Genomic DNA, 26,059 nt, shown 5'->3' on the forward strand with positions numbered 1-26,059 from the left:
CATCGAAGCAGCAAAACGTCTGAAGGAAGAATCGTTCCCAGGCGTCGTGTATACAGGAGCGACAGTACAGGAAGAGGTCGGGTTACGTGGAGCGGTGACCGCTGCCAACTTGATTCGCCCGGATGTCGCGATTGCTGTCGATACAGGCATTCCAAGTGATACGCCGGGGATGACCCAAGCAGAAGGGTTGTCAAAACTCGGGGACGGGGTTCAAGTCATCTTCTTTGATGCGACTACCGTCACGAACCCACGCCTTGTCGACCTCATCGTTGACGTGGCCAAAGAGCAAGACATCAAATATCAATTGGACTTAACGCCAGGCGGTGGCACAGATGCTGGGCGATTCCATCTTTCTGGGATTGGGATGCCGGCCATCGCATTGACAGTGCCGGTCCGCTATTTACACACGAACGTGTCCATCATCCATAAGGATGATTACGAGGCAGCGGTACAACTCGTTGTCGCATTGACGAAACGTTTAGACCACGAAACGGTCCAATGGTTGAAAGAGGGATAATATGACGAAGATTACGTCTACGAAGAGCGAGACGATTAAACGATTAAAACGATTGATGACGAAAAAAGGTCGTCAAGAAACGGGTCAATTCCTAGTAGAAGGAGAGCATTTGGTGGACGAGGCCATTCGTGCCGGTCGACTCGTCCAACTCATCATGGCTGAGTCGTATTCACCAAAAGGAACGTGGCGACTTGAAGATATGCCAGTCCTCGAGTTATCCGACCACGTTGCGGACCTTCTTTCCGAAACGGAAAAGACCCAAGGCGTGTTTGCCGTTGTCAAGATGACACCGGTGGAACGAAAAATGAAGAAAGTACTCGTACTAGACCGAGTACAGGACCCGGGTAATCTCGGTACGATGATTCGGACAGCAGATGCTGCCGGATTCGATACGGTGTTACTCGGGAAAGGTACGGTCGATCCGTTCAACGCCAAAGTCGTACGTGCCACACAAGGTTCACTGTTTCACGTGAACGTGACCTCGGTCGACTTGCTTGAAAAGTTACCTGAGCTGAAAGAGGATGGATTCCACGTCTACGGCACAGCTCTCTCAAAGGCAACATCGTATGAGCAAGTTGCATTCGAAGACAAAGTGGCCCTCGTCATCGGGAATGAGGCACAAGGGGTTCATGCTGATGTATTGGCACTCTGTGACACACGTGTGCATATTCCGGTGCTTGGTGATGCAGAATCGCTCAACGCGGCGGTCGCTGCGGGTATTTTAATGTATCGCATCGCTTTACAATAATCTTGTCAGCACGTGAAAAACGTGATAGGTTAAACACATCGATGAATAAGATATGACGTTGAAAGAACATAGTAAGCGAATGACCGATTCCGTTCAGGGAGCAAGGGCCGTGACTGAGAGCCTTTGCCGGATTCGTCGCTGAATTCACTCTGGAGTCGTGTTGGAGACAACACCGGTTTGGCATCACGATAACGATGCTCTCAAGTGGGCCATGAATTGGCCAAGTAGGGTGGTACCGCGATGATTCGTCCCTTCAGTCAACGACTGAAGGGACTTTTTTATGTAGAGGAGGAAGCGAACATATGAAAGAACAATTAGAACAGTTACAAGTGGAAGCGTTAGAAGAAATCAAACAAGCATCCACACAAAAATCATTGAATGACGTCCGCATCAAATATTTAGGGAAAAAGGGACCGATGACTGAAGTACTTCGTGGCATGGGTAAATTATCTGCTGAGGAACGTCCGGTCATCGGTGAGTTGGCCAATACCGTTCGTACCGCGATTCAAAGCACACTCGATGCTCGAATCGAAGAAGTGAAGGCGATTGAATTAGAGGAAAAGTTAAAAGCGGAAACGCTTGATGTGACACTCCCGGGACGGACATCGACTCCTGGCCATAGCCATCTCTTGCAACAAATCATCGACGAGATGGAAGATTTGTTCGTTGGACTCGGATATACGATTGCTGAAGGTCCTGAAGTCGAGACCGATCTCTATAACTTCGAAATGCTTAACTTGCCGAAAGATCATCCGGCACGAGACATGCAAGACTCGTTCTATATCACGGAAGAGACGTTGCTTCGTACTCATACATCTCCCGTACAGGCTCGCACGATGTTGGAGGCGAACGGAAAACCGATTCGCATCATCTGTCCAGGTAAAGTGTATCGTCGTGATGAAGACGATGCGACGCATTCGCATCAATTCATGCAAATCGAAGGATTGGTTGTCGATGAATCCATCTCGATGGCTGACTTAAAAGGGACACTCGAAGTGTTCGTGAAGCAGTTGTTCGGTGAAACGCGCGAAATTCGTCTTCGTCCAAGCTTCTTCCCGTTCACGGAACCATCGGTCGAAGTCGATATCTCTTGCTTCAAATGTGGCGGGAAAGGATGTAACGTCTGTAAAGGAACCGGTTGGATCGAGATTCTCGGAGGCGGAATGGTCCATCCTCATGTCTTAGAGATGGCTGGCTATGACTCATCAAAAGTGTCAGGATTCGCATTCGGAATCGGAGTGGAGCGTATGGCGATGCTCAAACACGGCGTCGATGACATCCGTCATTTCTACACAAATGACTTACGTTTCATCGAGCAATTCTAAGGAGGAAGACAGATGTTACTTTCAAAAAAATGGTTGAATCAATATATTGATGTATCCGATTTAAGCGGCGAAGCGCTCGGTGACTTGATTACGAAGAACGGAATCGAAGTCGAAAGTGTGACAAATCGTGGGGAAGGACTTTCTGGGATCGTCGTCGGACGGGTCCTTTCATGTGAGAAACATCCGGAAGCGGATAAGTTAAACGTGACGAAAGTGGACATCGGAGAATGTGACCCTGTTCAAATCGTCTGTGGCGCACCGAACGTGCGCGAAGGGCAACATGTGATCGTGGCCAAAGTTGGCGCACGCTTACCAGGACTAAAAATCAAAAAAGCAAAACTTCGTGGTGTCGAATCACAAGGGATGATTTGTTCACTCGAAGAGCTCGGCTTTGAGAAGAAACAAATTCGGGAAGACGAGCAGGATGGGATCCACACATTCCGTGAATCCGTACAAGTCGGAGCAGATGTGCTCGATTTACTCGACTTGGACGATGAAGTCATCGAACTCGGTTTGACTCCGAACCGTTCAGATTGCTTGAGCCTCTATGGAATCATTCATGAGGTTGCGGCCATCTTAGAACGTCCATACACGTTGCCGACGGCAGATGTCACGTCATCATCACCATCGGAGGTATCTATCGAACTTGCGACACCGAACTGTTCATATTACGCAGCTCGTGAAGTCAAAGGGGTAACGATTGCAGAGTCGCCACAATGGCTAAAGAATATCTTGATCGCAGAAGGTGTCCGTCCAATCAACAACATTGTCGACGTGACGAACTACGTGATGCTTGAAATCGGACAACCGCTTCACGCATTCGATGCGAAGAAACTCGGCAACTCGATTGTGGTCCGTCAAGCCGAAAATGGAGAAGAAATGGTCACACTCGACGACGTGACGCGCACGCTCGATTCATCGATGATGGTCATCACGGACGGGCAAGCCCCGGTCGCCATCGCAGGCGTCATGGGTGGTGCCAATACAGAGGTAGATCTTTCAACGACAGATATCGTTTTAGAGTCAGCGTACTTTGATCCGGCATCCGTACGCAAGACGAGCCGTACGCTCGGTCTTCGTTCAGATTCAAGCGCTCGTTTCGAAAAAGGCGTTGACCCAGAACGTGTCATGCTCGCGCTTGACCGTGCTGCGCAATTGATTGTCGAACTCGGTGGAGGAGCCATTCATGATGCGGTGCGTTCAGGTGAAGCCGAATCACGTGCCCGAGAAATCCAAGTGTCGATTGACTATATAAACAAGCGTTTAGGGATGACACTCGATCGTCAGACAATCGTTCACATCTTAGAGCGTCTCGGTCTCGCGACAGAAGGGGATGACGTGCTGACAGTACACATTCCATCGCGCCGTCCGGATTTAGAGCTTCCGGCTGACATCACAGAAGAAGTGGCACGTCTATACGGATATGATAGTCTCCCGTCGACGTTACCTGCCTCACAATCGAAAGGGTATTTGCCAGCAATCAACGTACTGCGCAGACAGACACGTCGTTTGTTACAAGGAGTCGGCTTATCACAAGCCATTACTTACTCGTTAACGAGTGAGGCGCATGCGACACGTTTCGGTGGAAAAGACGATCAGCTCGTCCGATTGGCGATGCCGATGAGTGAAGAACGCTCTGTCCTTCGTACGTCGCTCATCCCTGGATTGTTGGAGGCAGCGCGCTACAACACGGCGCGTCAACAATCGAACGTCGCACTTTATGAAACAGGGCGCGTCTATACGGAGCACGGAGAAACGTTACCGCGTGAGAAAGAACGGGTGGCCGGCGTTGTCACAGGTCTTTGGATGGACCATCGTTCGCAAGGAACACGGGTCCCGGTCGACTATTTCGTCGCAAAAGGGATTGTCGACACGTTAGTCCAAACGCTTCGCCTAGATGTCACGTATGAGGCGGTATCGATGCCTGACATGCATCCAGGTCGCACAGCGAACATCTTGATGGCCGGAGAGGTCATCGGATATGTCGGACAAGTGCATCCAGGAACATCAAAAGACGTCTACGGTATGAAGGAAGTGTATGTATTCGAACTCGACCTATTGGCACTTCATGGAGACGAGACACTTCTTTATCAAGACGTACCACGTTATCCTTCGATTTCACGAGATTTGGCACTCGTCTTATCACGTGAGATTCCGGCTGGGACAGTGGAACAAACGATTCGCCAAGCGGCTGGTCCACTCTTGATTGACCTCGTCTTGTTTGACGTCTATACAGGGGAGAATGTTGGAGCGGATGAGAAATCGATTGCCTTCTCACTCAAGTTCCAAAACCCGTCACGAACGTTACAAGATGAAGAAGTAACGGCAGCATATGAAACGATCGTTGAGGCGGTCCGTGCGACACACGGCGCTGAACTTCGAGCGTAAAAAATAAGGAGCGTTGTCCACATGTGACAACGCTCCTTTTATTATTGAATCTCAAGTGCGAGATCGCCGAACTTGGTCCATCCGACAAGACTCGTCACACGATAAAGAGCCCATGTAATGAGTGCAGGGAGTACGACGCCGGTCATCGTGAAGATGAGAAAGGCATCCAACCCTTGGACCGCTAAAATCTGAAGCGGGGCAATCAAGGAGTTGAGCCCGAGACCCGCAATTTCATATGGGACTTGGAGTGAGAACATCAAAGTAGCAATCGGTGCGGAAATCATCGCGGCGATAAACGGTGGGACGACGATTCGTGGGTTTTTGATGATATTCGGAAACTGCACTTTCGGTGTGACAAAGAATGAGGCGACCAATCCACCTGGGTCGGTTTGACGATATGCCATTAAGGTAAATCCAACAAATTGAGCAGAGCAACCGATCAAGGCAGCGGCGCTAGCGACAGGGTCAAGTTGAAGCGCGATGGCGAGTGCGGCAGATGATGCAGGCGACATGAGCATGACACTGAAAACAAGTGCGATGACAAGAGATGTGGCAATCGGTGAAGTTTCAACAGATGCGGTGATCCCTTGGCTGATTGAGTTGATAAGAGGAGTCGTGACCGCTGCCGCAGCAACCCCAACAATGCCGCCACCTAAAACGGCTGTGACCGGGACGACCATCATATCAAACTTTGTTTTGCCGAGGACACGTTTTCCGAGCCATACAGCGGCAGCCGCTGCAATCAGTGCGCTAATCGGTTGACCTGGAACGAGGACGAGTCCGCTTTCTGACGCTTTTAAAGCTGCACCGCCAATGGTTGCAGCAATCATGGCGCTAAATAGGATGAGCGTGTTGCTTCCGAGTTGAAACGCGACGCCAGCGCCTAAAGCAGGTGCCAACAATGATTTGGCGACTTGTCCAATCTGTACGAGCATCGCGATTCCGCTCAAATTACCAATTGTCTCAATCAATAAACCGACACCGAGCGTGACGAGTACGGCATTTGCCATACCTGCTGAAATTTTTACCATTCGATCCATCATATACTGCTTCACTTCCATCATCTCCTCTATATCTTTATGTCAACAAAAAAACCTATCCATCAAGGATAGGCGCGGTTTCAACCTGCAGGCGCCTGTCCGATTACCACGGGAACAAGGGCCTGAAAAGTCGTTTTTTGAAAACAAAACGATTTCAGTCCCTCAGTCGAATAATAATCAGCAGGCTGTTCATATGTACGGGATTGGACATTTCGAGCATCTCCTCTTCGTTGGATTTGCTAAAGAATACCATCTATTTTTGTAATAATCAATATTTTCTGAAAATAAACACAAAAAAATTCAGGAAGCCCAGTGGCGTCCTGAATTAGCTCATTTGTAATGAGCGTGCTTGAATCTGATCGTCGATAAAATTCATCGACAATGCATTGAATTGATCGGGTTGGTCTACATTGACCACATGACCAGAGTCTGCAACGATTTCAACATTGGCTGTCGGTTGATGTTTCGCTGTCCGCTCGACAGCTTCAAGAAACATATAATCCTCATCACCCATAATATACAAAATCGGGACGTTCGTTTGAATCGAAGTGAACTGATTCAATAAAGGATTAATATTTTCCGTCATCTTGAACCAACGGATAAACTCACGTTGACATAAGTTCGCCGCATCGCGGACGAACATCATCCGAGACTTCTTGTGACGCTTCTTCGGGAGTAAAATCCATGCGAATAATTTATATAACCACATATAGGGGACGAAGTTTTGCACGAGACTACCAAGTCGGATGAGCAACGTGGAGCGCACATTAAATTTTACAATGGCTCCGCCGAGGACGACTGATGCGATTCGATCCGGATAGTGCTCAAACATCGCCTGAATCACAATCGTCCCTAAAGAAAGACCGACCATGTGCCCTTTTTCGATACCTAAGTGATCCATGACTTCAATCACGTCTTTGGCAACGACATCAAACGTATAGGCATTCAATGGTTGTTTGAGCGACTGTTCAGCATCGTATGAACCGCCATGACCGCGTAAATCGACGAGCAGGACATTATATTTTTTACGGAAGGGACGAAGTTGGCGATACCAATGCGATAAACTTCCTCCGGCCCCATGTATAAAGATGACCCAAGGATGGTCATCACTAATCGTGTAGGTTTTATAATGCAACATGAACGCTATCCTCCAAAAATTTTAAGTTCATTTAACCGTAAAACGAGTATATCATACTTGATGTCGAAGCTCTACAAACGACGTTCATTCAAGTTGATGGCTTTCTTTGTATTCGCAAAATGGACTTTAGCAATCTTTTGTAAATAATCCTGTCCATGACCTCGAATGATTTGAGCGGCGACTTGGTCGACTTTTGCTCCTGCCCCTTTCGGGAGGGTCAATCCTACTTGTTTACTTAGTTTGTCCATTTCTTTTAAGAAGAAGGCGCGAGCTAAAATGGAAGCAGCTGCGACGGCGACATGAAGACCTTCTGCCTTGGTTGAAAAGTAGACATCGTCGCGCACGATATCCCGCTCTGCCCGCAAGTGTTGATAGTATACCGACTTCTCTGCGAATTGATCGATGAGAATGGCATCGGGTTTCTGTCCGATTTTCTCAAGTAACGCTCGAAGTGCAGCATTATGGGCGATGGCGGTCATTTTACCTTGTGTCATCGTCCGTTGCATGTTGTTATATGTTGGATTATGCAGTGTTGCTTTTTGATAGGGAATCGTAGCGTGTAAATCTTTTGCAATCCGGATGATTTCAGGGTCGGATAACTGTTTTGAATCTTTCACGCCGAGTTCTTTGACGAGTGCGATTTGATCGCGTGAGACAAAAGCCGCTACGACGACGAGTGGTCCGAAGTAGTCTCCTTTTCCGACCTCGTCGCTTCCAATGACAGACCAACTTGAAAATCCTTCAGGTAAGAGGGTGTTCGGTGCGGATGCTTGTTTCTTCTCAGCAGGTAGTCCCCATTTCACTGCCTCGGTCTCAGCATCTTTTCCTTGGAACATCACTTTCCCTGATTGATAAACCGTTACGACAAATCCCGGTGTCTTGGCGCTGAATGTCGCATATAGTGGTGGCGCGACTGCATACTCATGGTACATCTTTTTTAGTTTTTCTTGTGATGCGGTTGATAGCTTAATGACTTGGTTGCCCAACATGAGCACTTCCTTTCTGTCTGGCAAATTCATTTTACATTTTTTTATGATTTTTTGAAACCGAAGATGAGGTTTTATCGTATATGGAGGTGAGTAGAGAAAAGTGAGGTGAGGTGGACGTGTGGTGGCGCGATGACACGCAACGAGATGAGGTAGAGGAATTATACAAGCACATTCTCGAACTCGAGTCGAGAATTGCTAAATTAGTAGCTCATCAAGTGAGAGTGCGTCGGCTACTGATGCAAGATTCTTCTGAGGGCGTGACGGATCAAGTCGTTCAAGTTCAAAAAGAAGTGGAATATTTTTTAAACAGGATGCGACTCGAACGACAAGAACTTGTCGACATATACAATCGGCGACGGATTGAACGTTCCATTGGTCGAGTTCGAGAAGTGAACGACTTATCCACTTCATCACTGTCGGAGTGGGATGAAATTGAAGATCGGCTTGCATTAGAAGTCGAACAACTTCGACGCGTACTGATGATGGAACAAAAACGTCGACAGGAGGGGTGGTAATGGAGGCAATCGATCAACTTTATTGGTGGGTGTTGATCATCGCTGGTCTTGGAACCTTTATTTACATGATGTTTTCCGATGCGTTCGATATGTTTGAAGGTTGGTTCAACCCTGCAGTCATCCTATCTTTCTTAGCACTAGGGGCAGGAATTGGGCTCATCTTAAACGCATTGGCTCACGTTTCCCCGATGATTGGGCTCGCTGTCGCATTGATCGGGTCTCTTGCTCTGACGACGCTTCTCTATTTGTTTGTTCTCTTACCGCTCTCAAATGCGGAAGAGTCCATTGGTTTGACGGATGAGGCATTAGTTGGACGTGTCGGACGATTGACCGTGCCCATTCCTGAAGGCGGATACGGTGAAGTCTTGATTGAGACAGTGACGGGATCGCTTTTAAAGACGGCTCAAAGCTTAGACGGTACATCGATTTCGACAGATCGTCGGGTAGTTATCATTGAAGTAAAAGGCAATATCGCAATCGTCATGCCATATGACGAACCTACAATTCGAGAGGAGATATAACACATGAATACGGCTATTTTAGTCAGCATTATCGTCGGGGTCATCATCCTCGCACTTGTGTTTGTATTCGTACTAAAATATCGCACAGTCGGACCAGATGAGGCACTGATTGTGACAGGTAGTTATTTAGGCAAGAAAAATGTACATAGCGATACATCCGGTAACCGCGTCAAAATCATTCGTGGCGGCGGGACGTTCGTCTTCCCAGTATTCCAGCAAGCAGAACCGCTCAGCTTGCTCTCAAGCAAATTAGAGGTCACGACACCTGAAGTGTATACAGAACAGGGTGTCCCGGTCATGGCGGACGGAACAGCCATCATTAAAATCGGCGGATCGATCAGTGAAATCGCGACAGCGGCTGAGCAGTTCCTCGGAAAACCGAAGATTGAACGTGAAAATGAAGCAAAAGAAGTGTTAGAAGGCCATTTGCGCTCGATTTTAGGTTCTATGACCGTTGAAGAAATCTATAAGAACCGTGACAAGTTTTCGCAAGAAGTTCAACGAGTTGCATCACAAGACTTAGCGAAGATGGGGCTAGTCATCGTATCATTCACCATCAAAGACGTTCGAGATAAGAACGGATACTTGGAATCGCTAGGGAAACCGCGTATCGCCCAAGTGAAGCGTGATGCTGATATCGCGACAGCAGAAGCGGATAAAGAGACGCGCATCAAACAGGCGGAAGCAATGAAAGATGCGAAGAAGGCCGAGCTTGAGCGTGCGTCTGAAATCGCGGAAGCTGAGAAAGAGAACCAACTTCGGATTGCGGCTTATCGCCGTGAGCAAGATGTTGCCAAAGCGCGGGCCGACCAAGCGTATGAGCTTGAGGAAGCGCGTGCGAAACAAGAAGTCACTGAACAACAGATGCAAGTTCAAATCATCGAGCGTCAAAAGCAAATCGAGCTCGAAGAGAAAGAAATCATGCGTCGTGAGAAACAATATGATTCAGAAGTGAAGAAAAAAGCCGATGCGGATCGATACTCGATTGAACAGTCTGCCGCTGCGGATAAGGCACGTCAAATCGCAAGTGCGGATGCAGAGAAGTATCGTATTGAAGCACAGGCGAAAGCCGATGCGGAACGCGTACGTTTGGCAGGTCTTGCAGAAGCGGATTCTGAACGTGCGAAAGGTGAGGCAGAAGCTGAAATTATCCGCTTGACCGGTCTTGCCGAAGCGGAAGCGAAAGAGAAGATTGCCGAAGCCTTCGCGCAATACGGGCAGGCTGCGATTCTCGATATGGTCGTCAAGATGCTTCCTGATTATGCGAAAGAAATTGCATCGCCACTTGGAAACATCGATCAAATTACGGTCGTCGACACGGGGAGCGGTCAAAACGGCGGTGCCGGGAAAGTGACAGGTTACGCAACCGACCTCATGGCGTCGCTTCAACAAACATTAAAAGCTTCTTCGGGCATTGATATGAAAGACTTGCTCGAGAACTTTGCGGGGAAAGGGAACGTTGCAACAGCTCCTACACCGGAGCGTGAATTAGCTGATACAACGGTTGCTGCTTCAAAAGAATAAGTGTAAGAAGCCATGGACGATGTCTATGGCTTTTTTTATTGCCACAACTTTTAAAAAAAATAATGTAGAATAACCCTTTCTCGGTCGATATAAGTGTTGTCAGACCATTAGAGAGAGGGAGTATTGAATATATGAAGAAAAGTATAATGCTCAGTACAATCACGGCTTGCACCCTTTGGTTGTCCGGTTGTCAGTCAGTTATCGACAATCCAAGTGCCACTGTCGATGAACGACAGACGATGGGAGTTGTTCTATCTGACGTTGGTCTCGGGGACCAATCGTTCAGTGACGCAGCTATGCGTGGAATGGGTGAGCTACGTGAAACGGGCGATTGGTTCGTTGATTATCGTGAACTATCCGAAACGGAGACATACAAAGTTGGTTTTGAAGAATTGGTAAAAGAGGGACATGACGTAATTGTCGGTCTCGGTTTTGCGTGTCAAGAAGACTTAGAGGCCGTAGCGGCTGAACATCCGGAACAGCAATTCGCTTTGATCGATGGCGTGTCCGAACTTCCGAACGTCTTGAGTATCACGTTCGAAGAGGGAGAGGGAAGTACGCTCGCCGGCGCAGTGGCTGGTCTTGAGACAGAGTCCGATACGATTGGATTTATCGGTGGGATGGATATGGAACTTATTCAAAAATTTGAAGCAGGATTTGAACGTGGCGCTAAAGCGGTGAACGAAGATGTCGAGATGCTCGTTGATTTCTCGAATGATTTTGCTTCACCAGAGCTCGGTCGCGAACTCGCTGAGAAACAAATTAAAGCGGGAGCAGATGTTCTGTATGCTGCAGCTGGACTTACAGGAGTCGGTGTACTCGAGACGGCTGAAAAATACGGCGTCAAGGCAATCGGGGTCGATAGTGATCAATCGATGATTGCACCGGATGCGGTTGTGACGTCGATGTTGAAACAAGTCGATTTGGCGATTGTGGAAATCGCGGGTCGTGTGACCGAAAAACCGTTTAATGAACATGTCATTCTTGGAATTGAGGAAGGTGGCGTAGGCTTGGCCCCACTTCGTCGCATTCAATGGGATGAAAAAGAAACATCAGAGTATGAATCAGTAGAACGCCAGTTGAAGGAGGGAACACTTAAATGAGTTTACGTAAACGTTTTATCTTCTCAACTGTGTTCACTGTCATCTTAGTCGTACTGATGATGAGTTATGTCTTGTCTACTTTGAATCGCTTGCAAACGTATAACGAGAAATATGGGAGTCAAATGATTGAATTGTCTCAACTTGAAACGTCACTCTTACAAGAGCAGTCACTCTGGACGTCACTTGGCGAACAGTCGAACCAATCTACATTGACTCAACTAGAGCGCATCCGTGTGACGAACGCGGAAACATTTGATGATTTAAAACAGTCTTATTTGATTCCGGCATTTTCAAATCATTTAGACCGTGCCACGATGAAGTACGAACAGGTGAACGAAGATGTCGAGTCGGCACTTGAAGGTGGTATCGGAGCTCGGATCCAGGCAGCGAAACTAGAAGGTTTGTTAAATGATATCAATACGTTGATTGCAAAGAACGGTTCATTCTATGAAGCGCTTCAAGTAGAGGCGGCAAATGAGACGGAACGTCTCTTGTTGATTTCGGTCCTTTTGACGATTCTTGTCATTCTTGCGCTCGGAATCTATAACTTCTTCTTTGCCCGTTCGATTACTCGACCACTCGAAAAAAATGTCAAGGTGGCCGAAGCGATTGCAGCCGGACGTCTCGTCACGTTGCCTGAGTCGACGCGCAATGATGAAATCGGACGTCTTGAACGTGCCATGCGTGAGATGACGGCGTCTCTTCAGACGGTGATCGGGTCAATCCGAGTCACATCAATGAAAGTGAACGGGATGACCGAAACAGCCGCAGCAGAAAATGAAGCGGTCGTGAGTACGACATCTAACATCACGAACGCAGTTGATGAGATGGCACACGGAGCACAGTCGATTGCAAATGAGTTGCAAGAAACGCTCAGCTCAGTGCATACGATGGCAACTTCATTTGAGACGAGCTTGAACCAGACGAAACAAACGACGGAAGAAACGTCAGAAATGACACGTGAAGTAGCGGCTGGAATTGAAACATTAACGGACCAGGAGCACATTTTAGATCGTTCAAGCGAACGGAATGAAGTGCTTGTCACGCGAATGGACCACTTTGCACGACAAACGGCTGAGATTGAGGCGATGGCGAAGCTTGTCGAAGACGTCGCGGCTCAGACGAATTTACTTGCCCTCAATGCGGCAATCGAGGCAGCCCGTGCGGGAGAAGCGGGACGAGGATTTGCTGTCGTAGCAAGTGAAGTGAAGAAGTTGGCGGAAGAGAGCAACAAGGCGACTCGCTCTATTTTCCACGTCGTCGAGACGATCCAGCAAGAAGTCGTCCGTTTGACGGAAACGGTGAATGAGTCAAAACGCGAGCAAGAGGCGCAATTAGAAGCGTTCGGATTGACGAAAGAAGCATTCAACCGAATCCATGAACGGACAGACCACGTCGCTTCGTTCGTACGCACGATCGAACAAGAGATGCGCACATCGAGTAACGAGGTAAACAACGTCTTGCGTCGGGTTGAAGAAGTATCTGGGGTGACGGAAGAGTTGGCCGCAGGAAACGAAGAAGTGGCAGCCTCGATGAAAGAACAGCAGGCAAGCTTCGATCAAATCTTTACATTGATGCAAGAGTTAGAAGGACAGGCAGCGGCACTCGCTGACCAGGTTCAGCATTTCGAAGAAGAATAATCGAACAGTGAACAGTAGGAACGGAGGCCACGTGATGGTCTCCGTTTTTTCCGTCATTCTATAACCTGTTCATAGAAATTGTGTCGATGAATATCGTTACATGTACGAGTGCGATATGGAACATGCAAACAAATCATTTCCTAAAGTTAAGATTGTGGGGAAGAATGAGACGTGTTTCGAAACAGCTGATTCGCCATACTGAACGTAACAGTCGAACAGGGTGGTGATTCGCTTGGAAAGATGGAAACAACTCGTCATCGGTCTCCTAGTCGTTCTTTTTTTAGGAGTGGGCTATTTGTTTTATCAAAAGGAACCGGAGCAACGAATGGTGGACGAGTTCGTCATGGAACCTGAGGAGGTCACGCCGACCACGACCCCAGAGCGTATGGAGCTCGTTGTGTATGTGACAGGTGCGGTTGAATCTCCGAACGTATATACCGTACCAGAAGGGGCGAGAGTGGGCGATGTGCTCTCTTTGGCAGTCCTGACAGATGAAGCTGACCCAGAGCAGTTAAATTTAGCACAGTTGTTAGTTGATGGAGTCAAAATCATCGTGCCGAAAAAAGGAGAAACACCGATTTCGCAAGACTCAGCGAGTCCTGAGGTCGAAACGAACGGTGTTCATGTCAACAGTGCGACGAAAGAGGAACTGATGACGGTTCCAGGAATTGGTCCAGCCAAAGCCGAGGCGATTTTAAATCATCTGAAAGCGAACGGCCCATTTAAAACATATGAAGCGCTAGGTGATGTGAAGGGGTTCGGCGAAAAGACATTAGAAAGTATGAAGCCATATTTATTGGTACCTTAAGATGCCGCTGTTTCCATTGTTTGCGGTACTCATTGTAACCGGTCTGAAAGAAGGATTCTATTGGGTCTCTGTGGTCGCTATTGTCTTTTATCTGGTCACACGACGTGGGCAAGGCCTGTATGCGAAAGCCGGAGTGATTGGACTCATCTGTATCGCATCGTTCCATACGACCCCTACAGAATCGTTACTGTCAGACACGATTGCCTTCTCAATCGAAAGTCGAAAAGAGAATGGGAAATCGGTAAGACTATACGGGAACGTAGACGATCTTCAGGGCGTCTTACGAGGACGCGAATTAGAACACGGACGACCTGGGGAGACGTGCCTTATGCAAATCGAAGTAGAGGCGTTTCAACCGTTACGAAACACTGGAGGATTTGATGAACGGGATTGGGCGCTGAGTTCAAACGTATCCTTCAAAGGAAAGGTGAAACGAATCGATGCGTGTCGTCCGACAGCAGGATGGGGCGGTCGGTTGTTGCGTTGGAAAGAACAACAACTTCAACAAATTGAGCATCGTCATCGTGAGGATGTCGCATTATATATGGAGGCATTATTGTTCGGGGAGAGTCGAATGCTAGATGAACAGACCTCGTTTTCTTATCGTGTGACGGGCCTTCTTCACCTTCTTGTGATTTCCGGTTCGCATATTGCCATGTTGATTGTGGCCATGCGCGTATTGTTGCACCCGATCCCTATTCGACGTGAGACGAAGACGATATTGATGATCTTTAGTATTACGGTATTCGGATGGATGACTGGTTTTTCTCCACCTGTCGCAAGAGCTGTTGTCGTCGCAGATGTGATACTCTTTATCTCTCTATTCGGTGTGACGGTTCGAGACCCAATTCGGCTCTTGAGTTGGTGTGCGGCGGGCATGTTGGCCGTTCAACCGTTCCTTCTCACGAATCTGGGTTTCCAATTGACGGTCGGGATGACCTTCTTTTTGTTAGTTACGAGACAAATCTGGACAGGACTCATGGAGTTGTCCATTTTCGCACAGCTGTTCGGGTTGATTGTTCTATGGCAAGTTCAACCGGTTCTATCCGTCGCGGCACCGATATGGAATCTCTTGATGGCCATCTGTATCTCGTGGGTCATCATGCCACTCGCATTTGTCACATGGCTGATTCCTTCGATTGCCCCGTTGTTCATGATTGTGTTGGATGCGATCAATGGAATGTTCGCCCTCCACGATGATTTACGACCTTGGCTTCCGTTGCACGATCTGGCATTGCCGTCGCAAATCGCATTGTTGCTAGGATTGTGGGGAAGCTTAACGCTGATGAATCGAAAACGTTGGATCGGATGGGGGGCGGCCATCATGACATGTGGGTTGATTGCGGGATGGTCGGAATGGGCGGAATCCTCACGGGTGACCTTCTTGGATGTCGGGCAAGGTGATGCAATCGTCGTAGAATCGGGAAGAACGGTTGGTGTCATTGATGTAGGGGGCGTATTTCAAGATCCAAACGAACAAAAGCGAAGCACATTTGACCCGGGGGAAGATGTATTGGCCCCTTATTTATGGAAGCGTGGGGAGCGTTCGCTTGATTTTGTCCTGTTGACCCATGCGGATCATGACCACATCGGCGGATTAGAAGGATTATTGAAAGTGGTGACGGTGGAAGAACTTTGGATATCAAAAGAAGTGGCGAATGCTGAAAAACGAGAAGAACTGCTACACTTAGCAGCGGCCTATGATGTATCGGTCCATTATCTCGAGGCAGACGATCGGCCGACGCCATGGATGTGGATTGTGGCACCGAATCGCCCACACGAAGATGAAAATGATCATTCGATTAGCCTGTACATGAACGTAGGTGGCATGCGGTATCTATTAACAGGAGATTTGCCGATAGAAGGAGAAGCAGAGTTACCGACGCTTGATGTCGACGTATTTAAATTAGGGCATCACGGATCCAACACGTCGTCGGGGGAAGAACTACTTGAGCGAATCGATCCAGAATGGATCATTGCGAGTGTCGGTTCGAACAATCGATATGGACATCCGCACATAGAGACGTTACGACGGGTTGTGGGCAGACGTCTATATCGAACCGACTTGAATGGAATGATTGTCTGTGAAGAGAACATGTGTCGGGGGATCATCGAGTAGTACGGGATAAAATGTGATACACTAAAAAACGATTGCTCCCCCGGGGCAATCGTTTGAACACTTATAGACTTAAGAATTTGATGATGACACCGATGAAGAAAATCGTGAAGAAAAAGCCAAATGGGACGATGAAGCCGATCGCAGAGTCGATGGCGTCATTACGTTTGCATTGAACGTCATTTTCAAACGGGTTTTCACTCGGTGGGCGTACTGAGTTGATTTGCATATTAGGTCCCTCCTTATCATACTTCCTTTATAAGTATAGCGAATCATGGGAAGATAATCTATGTTTAGATGAGAATAAATTGTGAAAGTGGTGTGTATTTTGAATGAACCATGGTTACATAATGGAAAACTGGCGAGCGTCTATGTTCTCCATGGCACCGAAAAATATTTGTTAGAGACGTGGGAACGTGAAATCGTGAAGGCGGCCAATCCATCCGGTGATCAATTTGATGTCATGCAACTAGATCTTCAAGAGACGTCACTCGATACGGCGCTTGATGAAGCGGAGACGGTCCCTTTCTTTAGTGAATATCGCACGGTTATCGTGAAAAATGCCCAGTTCTTAACGGGTGCGAAAGAGAAGCAAAAGCACAATGTCGACCGCCTGGCGGAATATGTCGTACAACCGGCGACCTATTCGGTTCTTGTCTTAATTGTTGAGTCAGAAAAACTCGATGAGCGGAAAAAAATTGTGAAGCGCTTGAAAGAGCGTGCCATCGTACTCGAAGCGAAAAAACCGAGCCAAAACGAACTGATGCGATACGTGAACGATGCATTGAGTCGTGAACAACAAAAGATGGAGCGCTCTACGATGGAGCGTCTTTTATTCCTATGTCAGGATGATTGGGGAAAGTTGGTTCGTGAATTAGAGAAGCTACAGTTGTACGCGGGAACGGGTGCGACGATTCCGATTGAGATTGTGAATGATTTAGTTCCCCGTACATTAGAAGATAACGTCTTTCAACTCTCGGAGATTCTCGTCAAACGTCAAGCAGATGCAGCGCTTCGATTGGTTCGGGATTTAGAAAAACAAGGGCAAGAACTGATTGGACTACTCGGGTTGCTTGCTAGACAATATCGGAACATGTACCTGTCAAAACAGTTGACAGAGGCAGGTTATGGAGAAAAGCAAATCGCATCGAAAATCGGGGCCCACCCGTATACAATCAAATTGGCGACACAAGCGAGCCGAGGCTTTTCCGAGGCTCAGCTCGCACGAGCGCTGACCTTGATTGCAGACGCGGATGAAGCTATGAAAACGGGACGTGGTGACAAACAAATCGTGTTCGATACGCTCGTTTGTCAACTGGCCTTATTGTGAGGTGAGGGAATGGGATTCGAACAAGTGACACTTCAAGACGTGATTCCGCTCCGTCATGTTGTGCTCAGACCAGGAAAAGACGTTGAGACGTGTTATTTTGAAGGGGATGAGGCACCGACGACGCGACACTTCGCTTGGGTTGAAGGCAATCGAGTGCTATCGGTCGCTACAGTCATGCTGTCCCCGAAACAAATCGAGGGTGAGGGGATTCCGCTCCAACTCCGTGGTATGGCGACGGATCCTCATGTTTCGGGACAAGGAATCGGCTCTCGGTTTTTACAGGCACTCCATGATGAGCTGGGATGTTCATGGTGGTGTAATGCGAGAGAAGTGGCTGTCCGTTTCTATGAACGAAATGGGCTTACACGAATCGGAGAGCCATTCGACATTCCTGAGATCGGTCCTCATTACATCATGGTATACAAAAAAACAGCCGGCTCCGAATAGGAGGCGGCTGTTTCGTGTGATCTCTAATTAGAGAGCAGCGATACGAGCTGCGAGGCGTGTTAGAGAGCAGCGATACGAGCTGCGAGGCGTGATTTATCACGACCTGCTTTGTTTTTGTGGATAAGACCTTTTGATGCAGCCTTGTCGAGCTTCTTCGTAGCGAGGACGAAAGCTTCTTGAGCAGCTTCTTTGTTTCCTTCGAGTACGAGAGCATCAACACGTTTTACTGCTGTACGCATTGCCGCTTTCTCTTGTGAGTTCGCAACACGACGTTTTTCAGAAGTTTTTGCACGTTTGATTGCTGATTTGATGTTTGCCATTGTTTGTCACCTCCTGAAACAAGAAAGTGTATGTTCTTATTACTTCAAGTAATCATTCAACAGAACAAGCACAATTGTAGCAAACGGTTATATGAAAAGCAACCACTTGATGATTATTCTGAAAACTATCTGTGGTATTGTTGTAGTAGGTCGTACACATTACTTTAGGATTTTGATATAATGACACGGTATGCATGAGAAGGATAGGTGAACCCATATATGAACAAACAAGAATTAGAGAATCGTCAGAAGAAGATTCGTAACTTTTCCATCATCGCGCACATCGATCATGGAAAGTCGACGCTCGCTGACCGGATTCTTGAGAAGACTGGTGCACTCACGGCTCGTGAGATGAAAGAGCAGACGCTTGACGCGATGGACTTGGAGCGTGAGCGTGGAATTACAATCAAATTGAACGCCGTCAAATTGAACTATACGGCGAAAGACGGAGAAGAGTATATTCTTCACTTGATCGACACGCCAGGACACGTCGACTTCACATATGAAGTGTCACGTTCGCTTGCGGCATGTGAAGGTGCGATTCTCGTCGTCGACGCAGCGCAAGGAATTGAAGCGCAAACCCTTGCGAACGTTTATTTAGCACTCGATAACGACCTTGAAATCATTCCGGTCATTAATAAAATCGACTTGCCGTCAGCGGATGTCGAGCGGGTCCGTCAAGAGATTGAAGACGTCATCGGCCTCGATGCGAGTGATGCGGTCCCGACTTCTGCAAAAGCGGGAATCGGGATTGAAGAGATTCTCGAACAAATCGTGGAACTTGTCCCTCCGCCGACAGGTGACCCGTCTGAACCATTGCAAGCACTGATTTTTGACTCATACTATGACGCTTACCGCGGTGTCGTCGCATCGATTCGTATCGTGAACGGTTCAGTCAAAGTAGGAGACAAAGTTCAAATGATGGCGACAGGCAAGACGTTCGAAGTGACGGACCTCGGTGTGTCGACGCCAAAACCGATCTCTGTTAAAGAATTGAACGTAGGAGACGTTGGTACGCTTTCTGCATCCATTAAAACAGTAGGAGATGTTCGCGTCGGGGATACGATCACACTTGCTAAAAACCCGGCAACGAGTCAGCTACCTGGTTATCGCAAGATGAACCCGATGGTTTACTGTGGTTTGTATCCGATTGATGCGGCTAAGTACAATGATCTTCGTGAGGCACTTGAAAAGCTCCAGCTCTCAGATGCCGCACTCGAGTTTGAACCAGAGACGTCGCAAGCGCTCGGTTTTGGTTTCCGTTGTGGATTCCTCGGCATGCTTCATATGGAAATCATTCAAGAGCGAATTGAACGTGAGTTTAACATCGACTTGATTACGACGGCACCATCGGTAATTTATCACGTGACGACGACTTCAGGCGAAGTAATTCACGTCGATAACCCATCGAAGATGCCAGAGCAACAAAAGGTTGATTCAATCGAAGAACCATACGTCAAGGCGGCTGTCATGACACCGAACGACTACGTAGGTGCAATCATGGAACTTTGCCAGAAGAAACGCGGAACGTTCATCGATATGCAATACATCGATACGACTCGCGTCAAAATCACGTACGAGATTCCGCTCAGTGAAATCGTCTATGATTTCTTCGATCAGTTGAAATCGAGCACGAAAGGCTACGCGTCTCTCGATTATGAGTTGATCGGCTACCGTCAATCGCGTCTCGTGAAGATGGATATCTTGCTCAATAACGAAATCGTCGATGCCCTCAGCTTCATCGTTCACCGTGACTTCGCGTACGAACGTGGGAAGGTCATTGTTGAGAAGCTTAAAGCTCTCATTCCACGGATGCAGTTCGAAGTTCCAGTCCAAGCGGCCGTTGGAACTAAAATCGTCGCACGTTCTACGATTAAAGCACTTCGTAAAAACGTTTTGGCTAAATGTTATGGGGGAGATATCTCACGTAAACGGAAACTCCTCGAGAAACAAAAAGAAGGTAAGAAGCGCATGAAGATGGTCGGGTCCGTCGAAGTCCCGCAAGAAGCGTTTATGTCTGTTCTTTCTATGGACGAAGAATAATGAGTTTGAGTCGCCCTGATTTTCGAATCAGGGCGATTTTGTATTTCAGGCAGGAAATGCCCTTTCATATAAGGAAGAGTAAACCCTTAGACAGACTATAGAGGAGGAAACACCGTGTCGACGTATACATACTCTGCGGGTCCTGGCATGCTACCGACAGAAGTGATGCAAGAGATTCAACAACATCTTTTGACGTTTGAGTATGAAGGCGTTTCGATTATCGAAACGAGTCATCGCTCAGCGTCTTTCGAACGTGTGGTCGACTCTCTTGAATTGAGATTGAGAAGACTCATGCATATCCCTGAGAATTACGCTGTGCTTTGGCTACAAGGCGGTGCGACGTTACAATTTTCAATGATTCCGATGAATTTACGGAAGCGGAATCGATTCGCTTATGTGGATACGGGCATCTGGTCTAAAAAAGCGATGGAAGATGCGAAACACTTTGGAGAGGTCGATGTCATTCACCCATTGGTAGATGCGACGGGAAAGATGTCGTTTGAATCGAGCCTTGTCCAAGAGGTGGACTATCTCCATGTGACACTGAACAACACGATTGAAGGGACTCGATTTACACATCTCCCTGAAATCGATGTCCCGCTGATTGCAGATGCTTCCTCGAACATTCTAGCCGAGCAAATCGATGTGGAGCGCTTCGGGGTGATTTATGCCGGAGCCCAAAAGAATATCGGACCTGCAGGACTGACGGTCGTCATCATCCGTCGGGATTTGATTCAGTCGCTTGAGTTGCCGAGTTATCTTCAGTATGGGTCACATGTCGATACGTTATTCAATACACCATCGACCTTCAGCATGTATGTAGCAGAGCGTGTATTGAAGTGGGTGGAAGACCGCGGAGGCGTCGAAGCAATGGAACGATTGAATCATCAGAAAAGTGACAGGGTCTATTCCTATCTTGAAGAGTCGACCTGCTTTTCTCCAATTGTTTCGGGGGAATGTCGTTCATTGACGAACATCCCATTTACAACGGGAGATCAAGAGATGGATCGGCGATTTGAACGATACGCTTTAGAACGTGGATTGCTCGAACTCGGTGGTCATCGTTCGGTAGGGGGCTTACGTGCAAGTCTGTATAACGCGATGCCGCTAGAAGGGGCAGAACGCCTCGTCGACGTCATGAGAGCATTCGAGGAGGAAACCCATGTATCACATCAAAACATTTAATCAAATCGCTGCCGCTGGTCTGAAACGATTTGAGCCAAGAGAGTACGTCATCAATGCATCGGATCAAGCCGATGCTTGGGTACTGAGAAGTCATCAAGTCCACGAAGAGGATATCCCTCCCTATCTTCTCGCCATCGCTAGAGCAGGGGCCGGTGTCAACAACCTTCCGCTCGATCAACTTGCGAAACGAGGAATCGTCGCGTTTCATACACCTGGTGCGAATGCGAATGCGGTGAAAGAACTCGTCCTTGCGAGCATGATCCTCTCGGTACGACCCATTGTGAAAGGACTCAATTGGGTGAATGAACAGACTATCGCATCGCAATCGCAATTAGAAGAAGCGATGGAAGTGCAAAAACGACAATTCCTCGGAGCGGAGTTGCGAGGCAAAAAAGTAGGGATTATCGGTCTAGGAGCCATCGGTGCGTCGCTAGCCAACGATCTTCTCCAACTCGGGGTCGATGTCATCGGATACGACCCTCATCTCTCGGTTGATGCCGCCTGGAATATTTCGAAACACGTCACGCGTGCCAAACATTTAAGTGAGGTACTGGGCAACGTTGATTTACTGTCGATCCATATGCCTTTGACTGAGGAGACTCGATTCAGCATCGACCGGAGTTGGTTCGAACGGATGAAACCGGGGATGACTGTTTTGAACTTTGCGCGAGGAGAGCTCGTGAAAGATGATGACTTATTGAAGGCGTTGCATCATCATGTGGGACTGTATGTGACCGACTTCCCCCGTCACACGTTGATTGGTCATCCGCAAGTCATGGCACTGCCTCACCTCGGTGCATCGACTAAAGAATCGGAAGTCAATTGTGCCATTCAAGCAGTGGAGACGCTGAAGTTGTATCTCGAGACAGGGAATATTCGTTCGTCTGCTAATTTTCCGAACGTCGAGCTTCCTTACACCGGTAAACGCCGTCTTGGAATCTTGCATCGAAACGTCCCGAACATGGTCGGTCAAATCACGGGAGAACTTGCCTCACATGGATTGAATATCGATAACATGGTCAATCGTAGCCGCGGGGAGATGGCGTATACGTTAATTGATTTAGACAACAGTGAGCATGAACCGTTATCGATTCATGCGCTGTATGAAATACAGGGCGTCATCCGCGTCCGGGAATTTTAAGGAGGATCTTATGGTCGTATTTAAACCGTTCAGCCCTTATATGCCTGCGCATCCGGAACGTGTCGCCGCAGACCCGTACGATGTCGTATCGATTGAAGAGGCGCAAGCCGTCATTTCAGAAAATCCTGATTCTTTTTTAGCAGTTGATAAGCCGGAAGCACTTCAATCCGACCTTTCGCTTGAGAAGTGGGGGGATTTGGCGCGTCATGAGCTAGAACGTCTCTATGAGAAGGAGTTGACGGAACGTCCGAATGGATTTTACGTCTATCGATTGACATCGGGACAACGTCAGCAAACCGGTTTAGTCGCCACCTTTTCAGTCGCGGATTATGAAGCCGGTCGAATCAAGATTCACGAATATACACGGGAGGCGAAGGAGCGGGAACGTGTCGAGCATGTCCGGGCGACGCGAGCGCACACCGGTCCCATTCTCCTCAGTCATCCTCCACATGCAAACTTGAAGCAAATCTTACATAAAGCGACAGACGGAGACCCGTTGTTCTCGTTCACGGATGAACGAGGCGTCATGCATGAAGGATTCATGATTCCAAACCGTGAACTCGCTCGTGTCATGATGATTGGCGCAACCATCCCGTCGATCTACATTGCGGATGGACATCATCGTGCGAAAGCGGCAGCGGTCGTTTCCGGGATGGGTGGGGATCGTTCTCAAAAGAATGAACGTACACACTTCTTAGGTGTCCTCTTCCCGAGTGACGAATTGACGATTTTGCCGTATCATCGCGTGCTGACAGCGATTAGTCCAGAAGAGGTAGAGAATATGTTAGACGGACTCTCGTTTTCATACATGATCAATGAGGAGGATGGTCTTGTCCTGCCGAAAGAACATGGCGTCTTTGGAGTCGCCTATCGAGGGAAATATTATCAGTTGACGAAACGGCAAGAGGACAAGGCGCTAGACGTTGCCATCTTACAACGAGATATACTCACGCCGTACTTCAACGTCGAGGATATTCGTACAGACGCGAGAGTCGATTTTGTCGGTGGGAACAAGACGGCCTCGGAATTAGAGAAGCTGACTAAAGTACCAAATCGATTGCTTTTCACGTGCCATGAGACAACGATGTCACAACTGATGCGCGTGGCGGATGATGGTGGCCAGATGCCTCCAAAATCAACCTGGTTCGAGCCGAAATTGAAGAGTGGTTTATTCATTCATCGATTTGATTGATGGCGCAGGCTGGAAAGAACAGACGAAAAGCGTTATAAATGGAATGAGAAGAAAGGGGTGGCCGAAATTGGCTAAAGCCGTATATCTTCACATTCCATTTTGTGAACATATTTGTTATTACTGTGATTTCAACAAGGTGTTTTTAAAAAATCAGCCTGTTGATGATTATTTAGATGCATTAGAACGAGAGATGGTATTGACGCTCGAGGCGTTTCCGACAGAGCGGATTGATACCATCTTTATCGGAGGCGGGACACCGACCGCGCTCAATGAGGAGCAGATGGCGCGCCTGATGGATATGGTCCGCCAACACCTTCTGCCACTCGCGTCAGATGACCTCGAATATTCTGTCGAAGCGAACCCGAACTTTGTGAGTGCGGAAAAGCTTGATACGATGAAAGCAGGTGGCGTCAACCGGCTCAGTTTCGGTGTCCAGACGTTTGATGATGGTGGACTGGAGCGCATCGGCCGTACGCATCGAGCGGATGATGTGTTCGAGACGGTAAGTGAAGCGGCAAAACGCTTTGACAATATCTCGATTGACCTGATGTTCGGTCTTCCGGAACAAACACTTGAACAAATTGACCGTGATTTAGAACTAGCGCTTAAATTACCGATTCAACATGTATCCTCTTATTCGTTGATCCTCGAACCGCATACCGTCTTTGCGATTCAAGATCGAAAAGGGAAGCTCCGTTTACCGGGAGAAGATGTCGAAGTCGAAATGTACTTGAAAGTGATGGAGACGCTTGAACGCCATGGTCTCCAACAATATGAAATCTCCAACTATGGCTTGCCTGGTCGGGAGAGCCGTCACAATCAAGTGTACTGGCGCAATGAAGAGTACTATGGATTCGGAGCCGGTGCGCATAGTTATTTAAACGGGACACGTCGCGCCAATATCGCTCCGATTCCTCACTATATTAAAGCAGAAGGCATCCCTGTGAAACGGGTGACCGAGCTGGAAGAAGTGGAAAAAATGGAAGAAGAGCTCTTCCTCGGCCTGCGTATGCGTTCCGGGGTCTCGCTTCAGACGTTTGAACAGAAGTATGGAGTGTCGCTCGATGATGTGTTCGGTCACGTCATCGAAGAGTTAGTGAAGAAGTCACTGATTGAACGAACGGGTACACATATCCGTCTAACGGCATCCGGTTTGCCACTCGCCAATGAAGCATTTGCAGCCTTTATTGGAGAAGCAAAACTTGAACATGCTGATTCATAAAAAAATGGACAAGTCCTTCGTGAGGATTTGTCCATTTTTTTATTATAAGACGAGATCTCGATAGAGCGGTGTAAGGCGACCGAACGTGTCTTCGACTAATGCAAGGAACGCGTCTTCGTTTTGAAGAATCGATGCATCGGCAGGAAGTTGACGACCAATCAAGAAATCAGCCTTTTTAACAGTGCCGAATCGTTCAAGTAGTGATTGAATGTCTTCGTTTGACGTATCCTCAACAAGAAACGCTTCTTTTTTCATATGGTCGCCCGCGATATGGAAATCAGAGAATGTTGATTTCAAATCGATTTGTTGCAGGTGTTTCGCGATTGCGTCTTTGTTCGGCATCTCATAGATGAACGCAAGCCAAATGAAGACACGATCGTCGAAGAGCCCAACTTGTAAGTGTGGATGTTTTTTGTACCCGCGTTTGTCGTGACAGATCGCCATCCACGTATCTTTAGGTGGGTTCACTGTCCGACGAGCGTGCTTCGCCACATGTAAATAAAGAGGGATACCGACATCAGCCTCAAGCCCTGGCCCGACTTCGTCATAAATCCGATGGAAGAGCGGTTGAATATCCGAACGGATGCCAGACATTCGCTCGTCGAGTCCTTCTTGTTTAAATACATTAAATTGTTTTGTTGTAAACATGTAATCACCTCACGTTCTATCATAACGAAATGAGTTTTTATTTTCATTTCATAGGTTTGCCAACTTGAAAAAAGGTGAAAAAATCCGAGTGTATGAATTGACAAATAGTGAGAACGTGATAATATTTGAAGTGTGATTAGCACTCGTTAAATATGAGTG

General features: G+C 47.8%; 23 protein-coding genes and 1 pseudogene. 18 read left to right on the forward strand and 6 right to left on the reverse strand.

All coding sequences use genetic code 11. The features are described 5' to 3' along the window. The 4 genes and pseudogenes from IRJ25_RS04520 to pheT all read left to right on the forward strand — a co-directional run. Positions 1-517: pseudogene (locus tag IRJ25_RS04520) on the forward strand (M20/M25/M40 family metallo-hydrolase); the annotation flags it as partial. A gap of 1 nt (position 518) precedes the next feature. Beyond that, complete coding sequence (locus IRJ25_RS04525; protein ID WP_031423182.1) at positions 519-1,265, forward strand: TrmH family RNA methyltransferase; 747 nt, start codon at positions 519-521, stop codon at positions 1,263-1,265. A 302-nt stretch (positions 1,266-1,567) separates the two neighbouring features. Beyond that, positions 1,568-2,590 (forward strand): phenylalanine--tRNA ligase subunit alpha, encoded by a 1,023-nt coding sequence (pheS, locus tag IRJ25_RS04530; RefSeq protein ID WP_159562521.1) that lies wholly within the window; start codon positions 1,568-1,570, stop codon positions 2,588-2,590. A gap of 12 nt (positions 2,591-2,602) precedes the next feature. After that, the gene (pheT, locus tag IRJ25_RS04535) at positions 2,603-4,978 is read left to right on the forward strand and encodes a phenylalanine--tRNA ligase subunit beta (RefSeq protein WP_269317840.1); all 2,376 of its coding nucleotides are present in this window, start codon (positions 2,603-2,605) and stop codon (positions 4,976-4,978) included. A 41-nt stretch (positions 4,979-5,019) separates the two neighbouring features. Here pheT and IRJ25_RS04540 read toward each other — a convergent pair whose 3' ends face one another. The 3 genes from IRJ25_RS04540 to rnhC all read right to left on the reverse strand — a co-directional run bounded on the left by IRJ25_RS04540 (position 5,020) and on the right by rnhC (position 8,142). Next, entirely contained in the window at positions 5,020-6,042 is a 1,023-nt protein-coding gene (locus tag IRJ25_RS04540) for a PTS transporter subunit IIC (protein ID WP_074036553.1), read from the reverse strand. Positions 6,043-6,343: 301 nt separating this feature from the next. After that, on the reverse strand, positions 6,344-7,156 hold the full coding sequence (locus IRJ25_RS04545) for an alpha/beta fold hydrolase (protein WP_078147177.1): 813 nt from the start codon (positions 7,154-7,156) through the stop codon (positions 6,344-6,346). Positions 7,157-7,227: 71 nt separating this feature from the next. After that, a complete protein-coding gene (gene rnhC / locus IRJ25_RS04550; protein WP_441316666.1) occupies positions 7,228-8,142 on the reverse strand; it encodes a ribonuclease HIII in 915 nt (304 codons plus the stop codon). A gap of 119 nt (positions 8,143-8,261) precedes the next feature. On the opposite strand from rnhC, the gene IRJ25_RS04555 reads away from it, so the two are divergent. The 7 genes from IRJ25_RS04555 (at position 8,262) to IRJ25_RS04585 (ending at position 16,375) form a co-directional block, all read left to right on the forward strand. Further along, a complete protein-coding gene (locus IRJ25_RS04555) occupies positions 8,262-8,660 on the forward strand; it encodes a hypothetical protein (protein ID WP_214781544.1) in 399 nt (132 codons plus the stop codon). Then, positions 8,660-9,181: an NfeD family protein gene (locus IRJ25_RS04560; RefSeq protein ID WP_074036559.1), complete on the forward strand. Its 522-nt coding sequence runs from the start codon at positions 8,660-8,662 to the stop codon at positions 9,179-9,181. The genes IRJ25_RS04555 and IRJ25_RS04560 overlap by 1 nt, the downstream gene beginning before the upstream one ends. A gap of 3 nt (positions 9,182-9,184) precedes the next feature. Beyond that, positions 9,185-10,705 carry a flotillin family protein gene (locus tag IRJ25_RS04565; protein WP_074036561.1) on the forward strand — a complete coding sequence of 507 codons (1,521 nt, stop codon included), beginning with the start codon at positions 9,185-9,187 and terminating at the stop codon, positions 10,703-10,705. Positions 10,706-10,836: 131 nt separating this feature from the next. Continuing rightward, positions 10,837-11,808 (forward strand): BMP family lipoprotein, encoded by a 972-nt coding sequence (locus IRJ25_RS04570; protein WP_214781540.1) that lies wholly within the window; start codon positions 10,837-10,839, stop codon positions 11,806-11,808. Continuing rightward, positions 11,805-13,448, forward strand: coding sequence for a methyl-accepting chemotaxis protein (locus IRJ25_RS04575; RefSeq protein ID WP_196430892.1), 1,644 nt, complete (start codon positions 11,805-11,807; stop codon positions 13,446-13,448). Before IRJ25_RS04570 ends, IRJ25_RS04575 begins: the two co-directional genes overlap by 4 nt. A 223-nt stretch (positions 13,449-13,671) precedes the next feature. Continuing rightward, positions 13,672-14,256, forward strand: a complete 585-nt coding sequence (locus IRJ25_RS04580; RefSeq protein WP_269317842.1) for a helix-hairpin-helix domain-containing protein — start codon at positions 13,672-13,674, stop codon at positions 14,254-14,256. 1 nt (position 14,257) lies between these two features. After that, positions 14,258-16,375 carry a DNA internalization-related competence protein ComEC/Rec2 gene (locus IRJ25_RS04585; protein ID WP_269317843.1) on the forward strand — a complete coding sequence of 706 codons (2,118 nt, stop codon included), beginning with the start codon at positions 14,258-14,260 and terminating at the stop codon, positions 16,373-16,375. A gap of 61 nt (positions 16,376-16,436) precedes the next feature. Here IRJ25_RS04585 and IRJ25_RS04590 read toward each other — a convergent pair whose 3' ends face one another. Beyond that, positions 16,437-16,601, reverse strand: a complete 165-nt coding sequence (locus IRJ25_RS04590; RefSeq protein ID WP_012726678.1) for a YqzM family protein — start codon at positions 16,599-16,601, stop codon at positions 16,437-16,439. Between the two features lie 90 nt (positions 16,602-16,691). Between IRJ25_RS04590 and holA the strand changes: the two genes are divergently transcribed. Both holA and IRJ25_RS04600 read left to right on the forward strand, forming a co-directional pair. Beyond that, positions 16,692-17,702 carry a DNA polymerase III subunit delta gene (gene holA / locus IRJ25_RS04595; RefSeq protein WP_269318236.1) on the forward strand — a complete coding sequence of 337 codons (1,011 nt, stop codon included), beginning with the start codon at positions 16,692-16,694 and terminating at the stop codon, positions 17,700-17,702. A 9-nt stretch (positions 17,703-17,711) separates the two neighbouring features. Continuing rightward, positions 17,712-18,149, forward strand: coding sequence for a GNAT family N-acetyltransferase (locus tag IRJ25_RS04600; RefSeq protein ID WP_269317844.1), 438 nt, complete (start codon positions 17,712-17,714; stop codon positions 18,147-18,149). 59 nt (positions 18,150-18,208) lie between these two features. Here the strand turns inward: IRJ25_RS04600 and rpsT are convergent, their stop codons facing one another. Further along, positions 18,209-18,469 (reverse strand): 30S ribosomal protein S20, encoded by a 261-nt coding sequence (gene rpsT, locus IRJ25_RS04605; RefSeq protein WP_012726675.1) that lies wholly within the window; start codon positions 18,467-18,469, stop codon positions 18,209-18,211. A 219-nt stretch (positions 18,470-18,688) separates the two neighbouring features. Between rpsT and lepA the strand changes: the two genes are divergently transcribed. The 5 genes from lepA (at position 18,689) to hemW (ending at position 25,252) form a co-directional block, all read left to right on the forward strand. After that, a complete protein-coding gene (gene lepA, locus IRJ25_RS04610) occupies positions 18,689-20,512 on the forward strand; it encodes a translation elongation factor 4 (protein WP_196430887.1) in 1,824 nt (607 codons plus the stop codon). A gap of 114 nt (positions 20,513-20,626) precedes the next feature. Next, entirely contained in the window at positions 20,627-21,697 is a 1,071-nt protein-coding gene (gene serC, locus IRJ25_RS04615; RefSeq protein WP_196430886.1) for a 3-phosphoserine/phosphohydroxythreonine transaminase, read from the forward strand. Further along, positions 21,675-22,838, forward strand: a complete 1,164-nt coding sequence (locus IRJ25_RS04620) for a phosphoglycerate dehydrogenase (RefSeq protein ID WP_269317845.1) — start codon at positions 21,675-21,677, stop codon at positions 22,836-22,838. The genes serC and IRJ25_RS04620 overlap by 23 nt, the downstream gene beginning before the upstream one ends. A gap of 10 nt (positions 22,839-22,848) precedes the next feature. Then, positions 22,849-24,030 carry a DUF1015 domain-containing protein gene (locus IRJ25_RS04625; protein WP_214781522.1) on the forward strand — a complete coding sequence of 394 codons (1,182 nt, stop codon included), beginning with the start codon at positions 22,849-22,851 and terminating at the stop codon, positions 24,028-24,030. A gap of 43 nt (positions 24,031-24,073) precedes the next feature. Then, the gene (gene hemW / locus IRJ25_RS04630) at positions 24,074-25,252 is read left to right on the forward strand and encodes a radical SAM family heme chaperone HemW (RefSeq protein ID WP_269318237.1); all 1,179 of its coding nucleotides are present in this window, start codon (positions 24,074-24,076) and stop codon (positions 25,250-25,252) included. 42 nt (positions 25,253-25,294) lie between these two features. Here hemW and IRJ25_RS04635 read toward each other — a convergent pair whose 3' ends face one another. Then, positions 25,295-25,900 carry a DUF1054 domain-containing protein gene (locus IRJ25_RS04635; RefSeq protein ID WP_214781518.1) on the reverse strand — a complete coding sequence of 202 codons (606 nt, stop codon included), beginning with the start codon at positions 25,898-25,900 and terminating at the stop codon, positions 25,295-25,297. Positions 25,901-26,059: the final 159 nt, after the last annotated feature.

The organism is Exiguobacterium sp. KJ 601, from assembly GCF_027161185.1.
GTDB lineage: Bacteria > Bacillota > Bacilli > Exiguobacteriales > Exiguobacteriaceae > Exiguobacterium > Exiguobacterium profundum.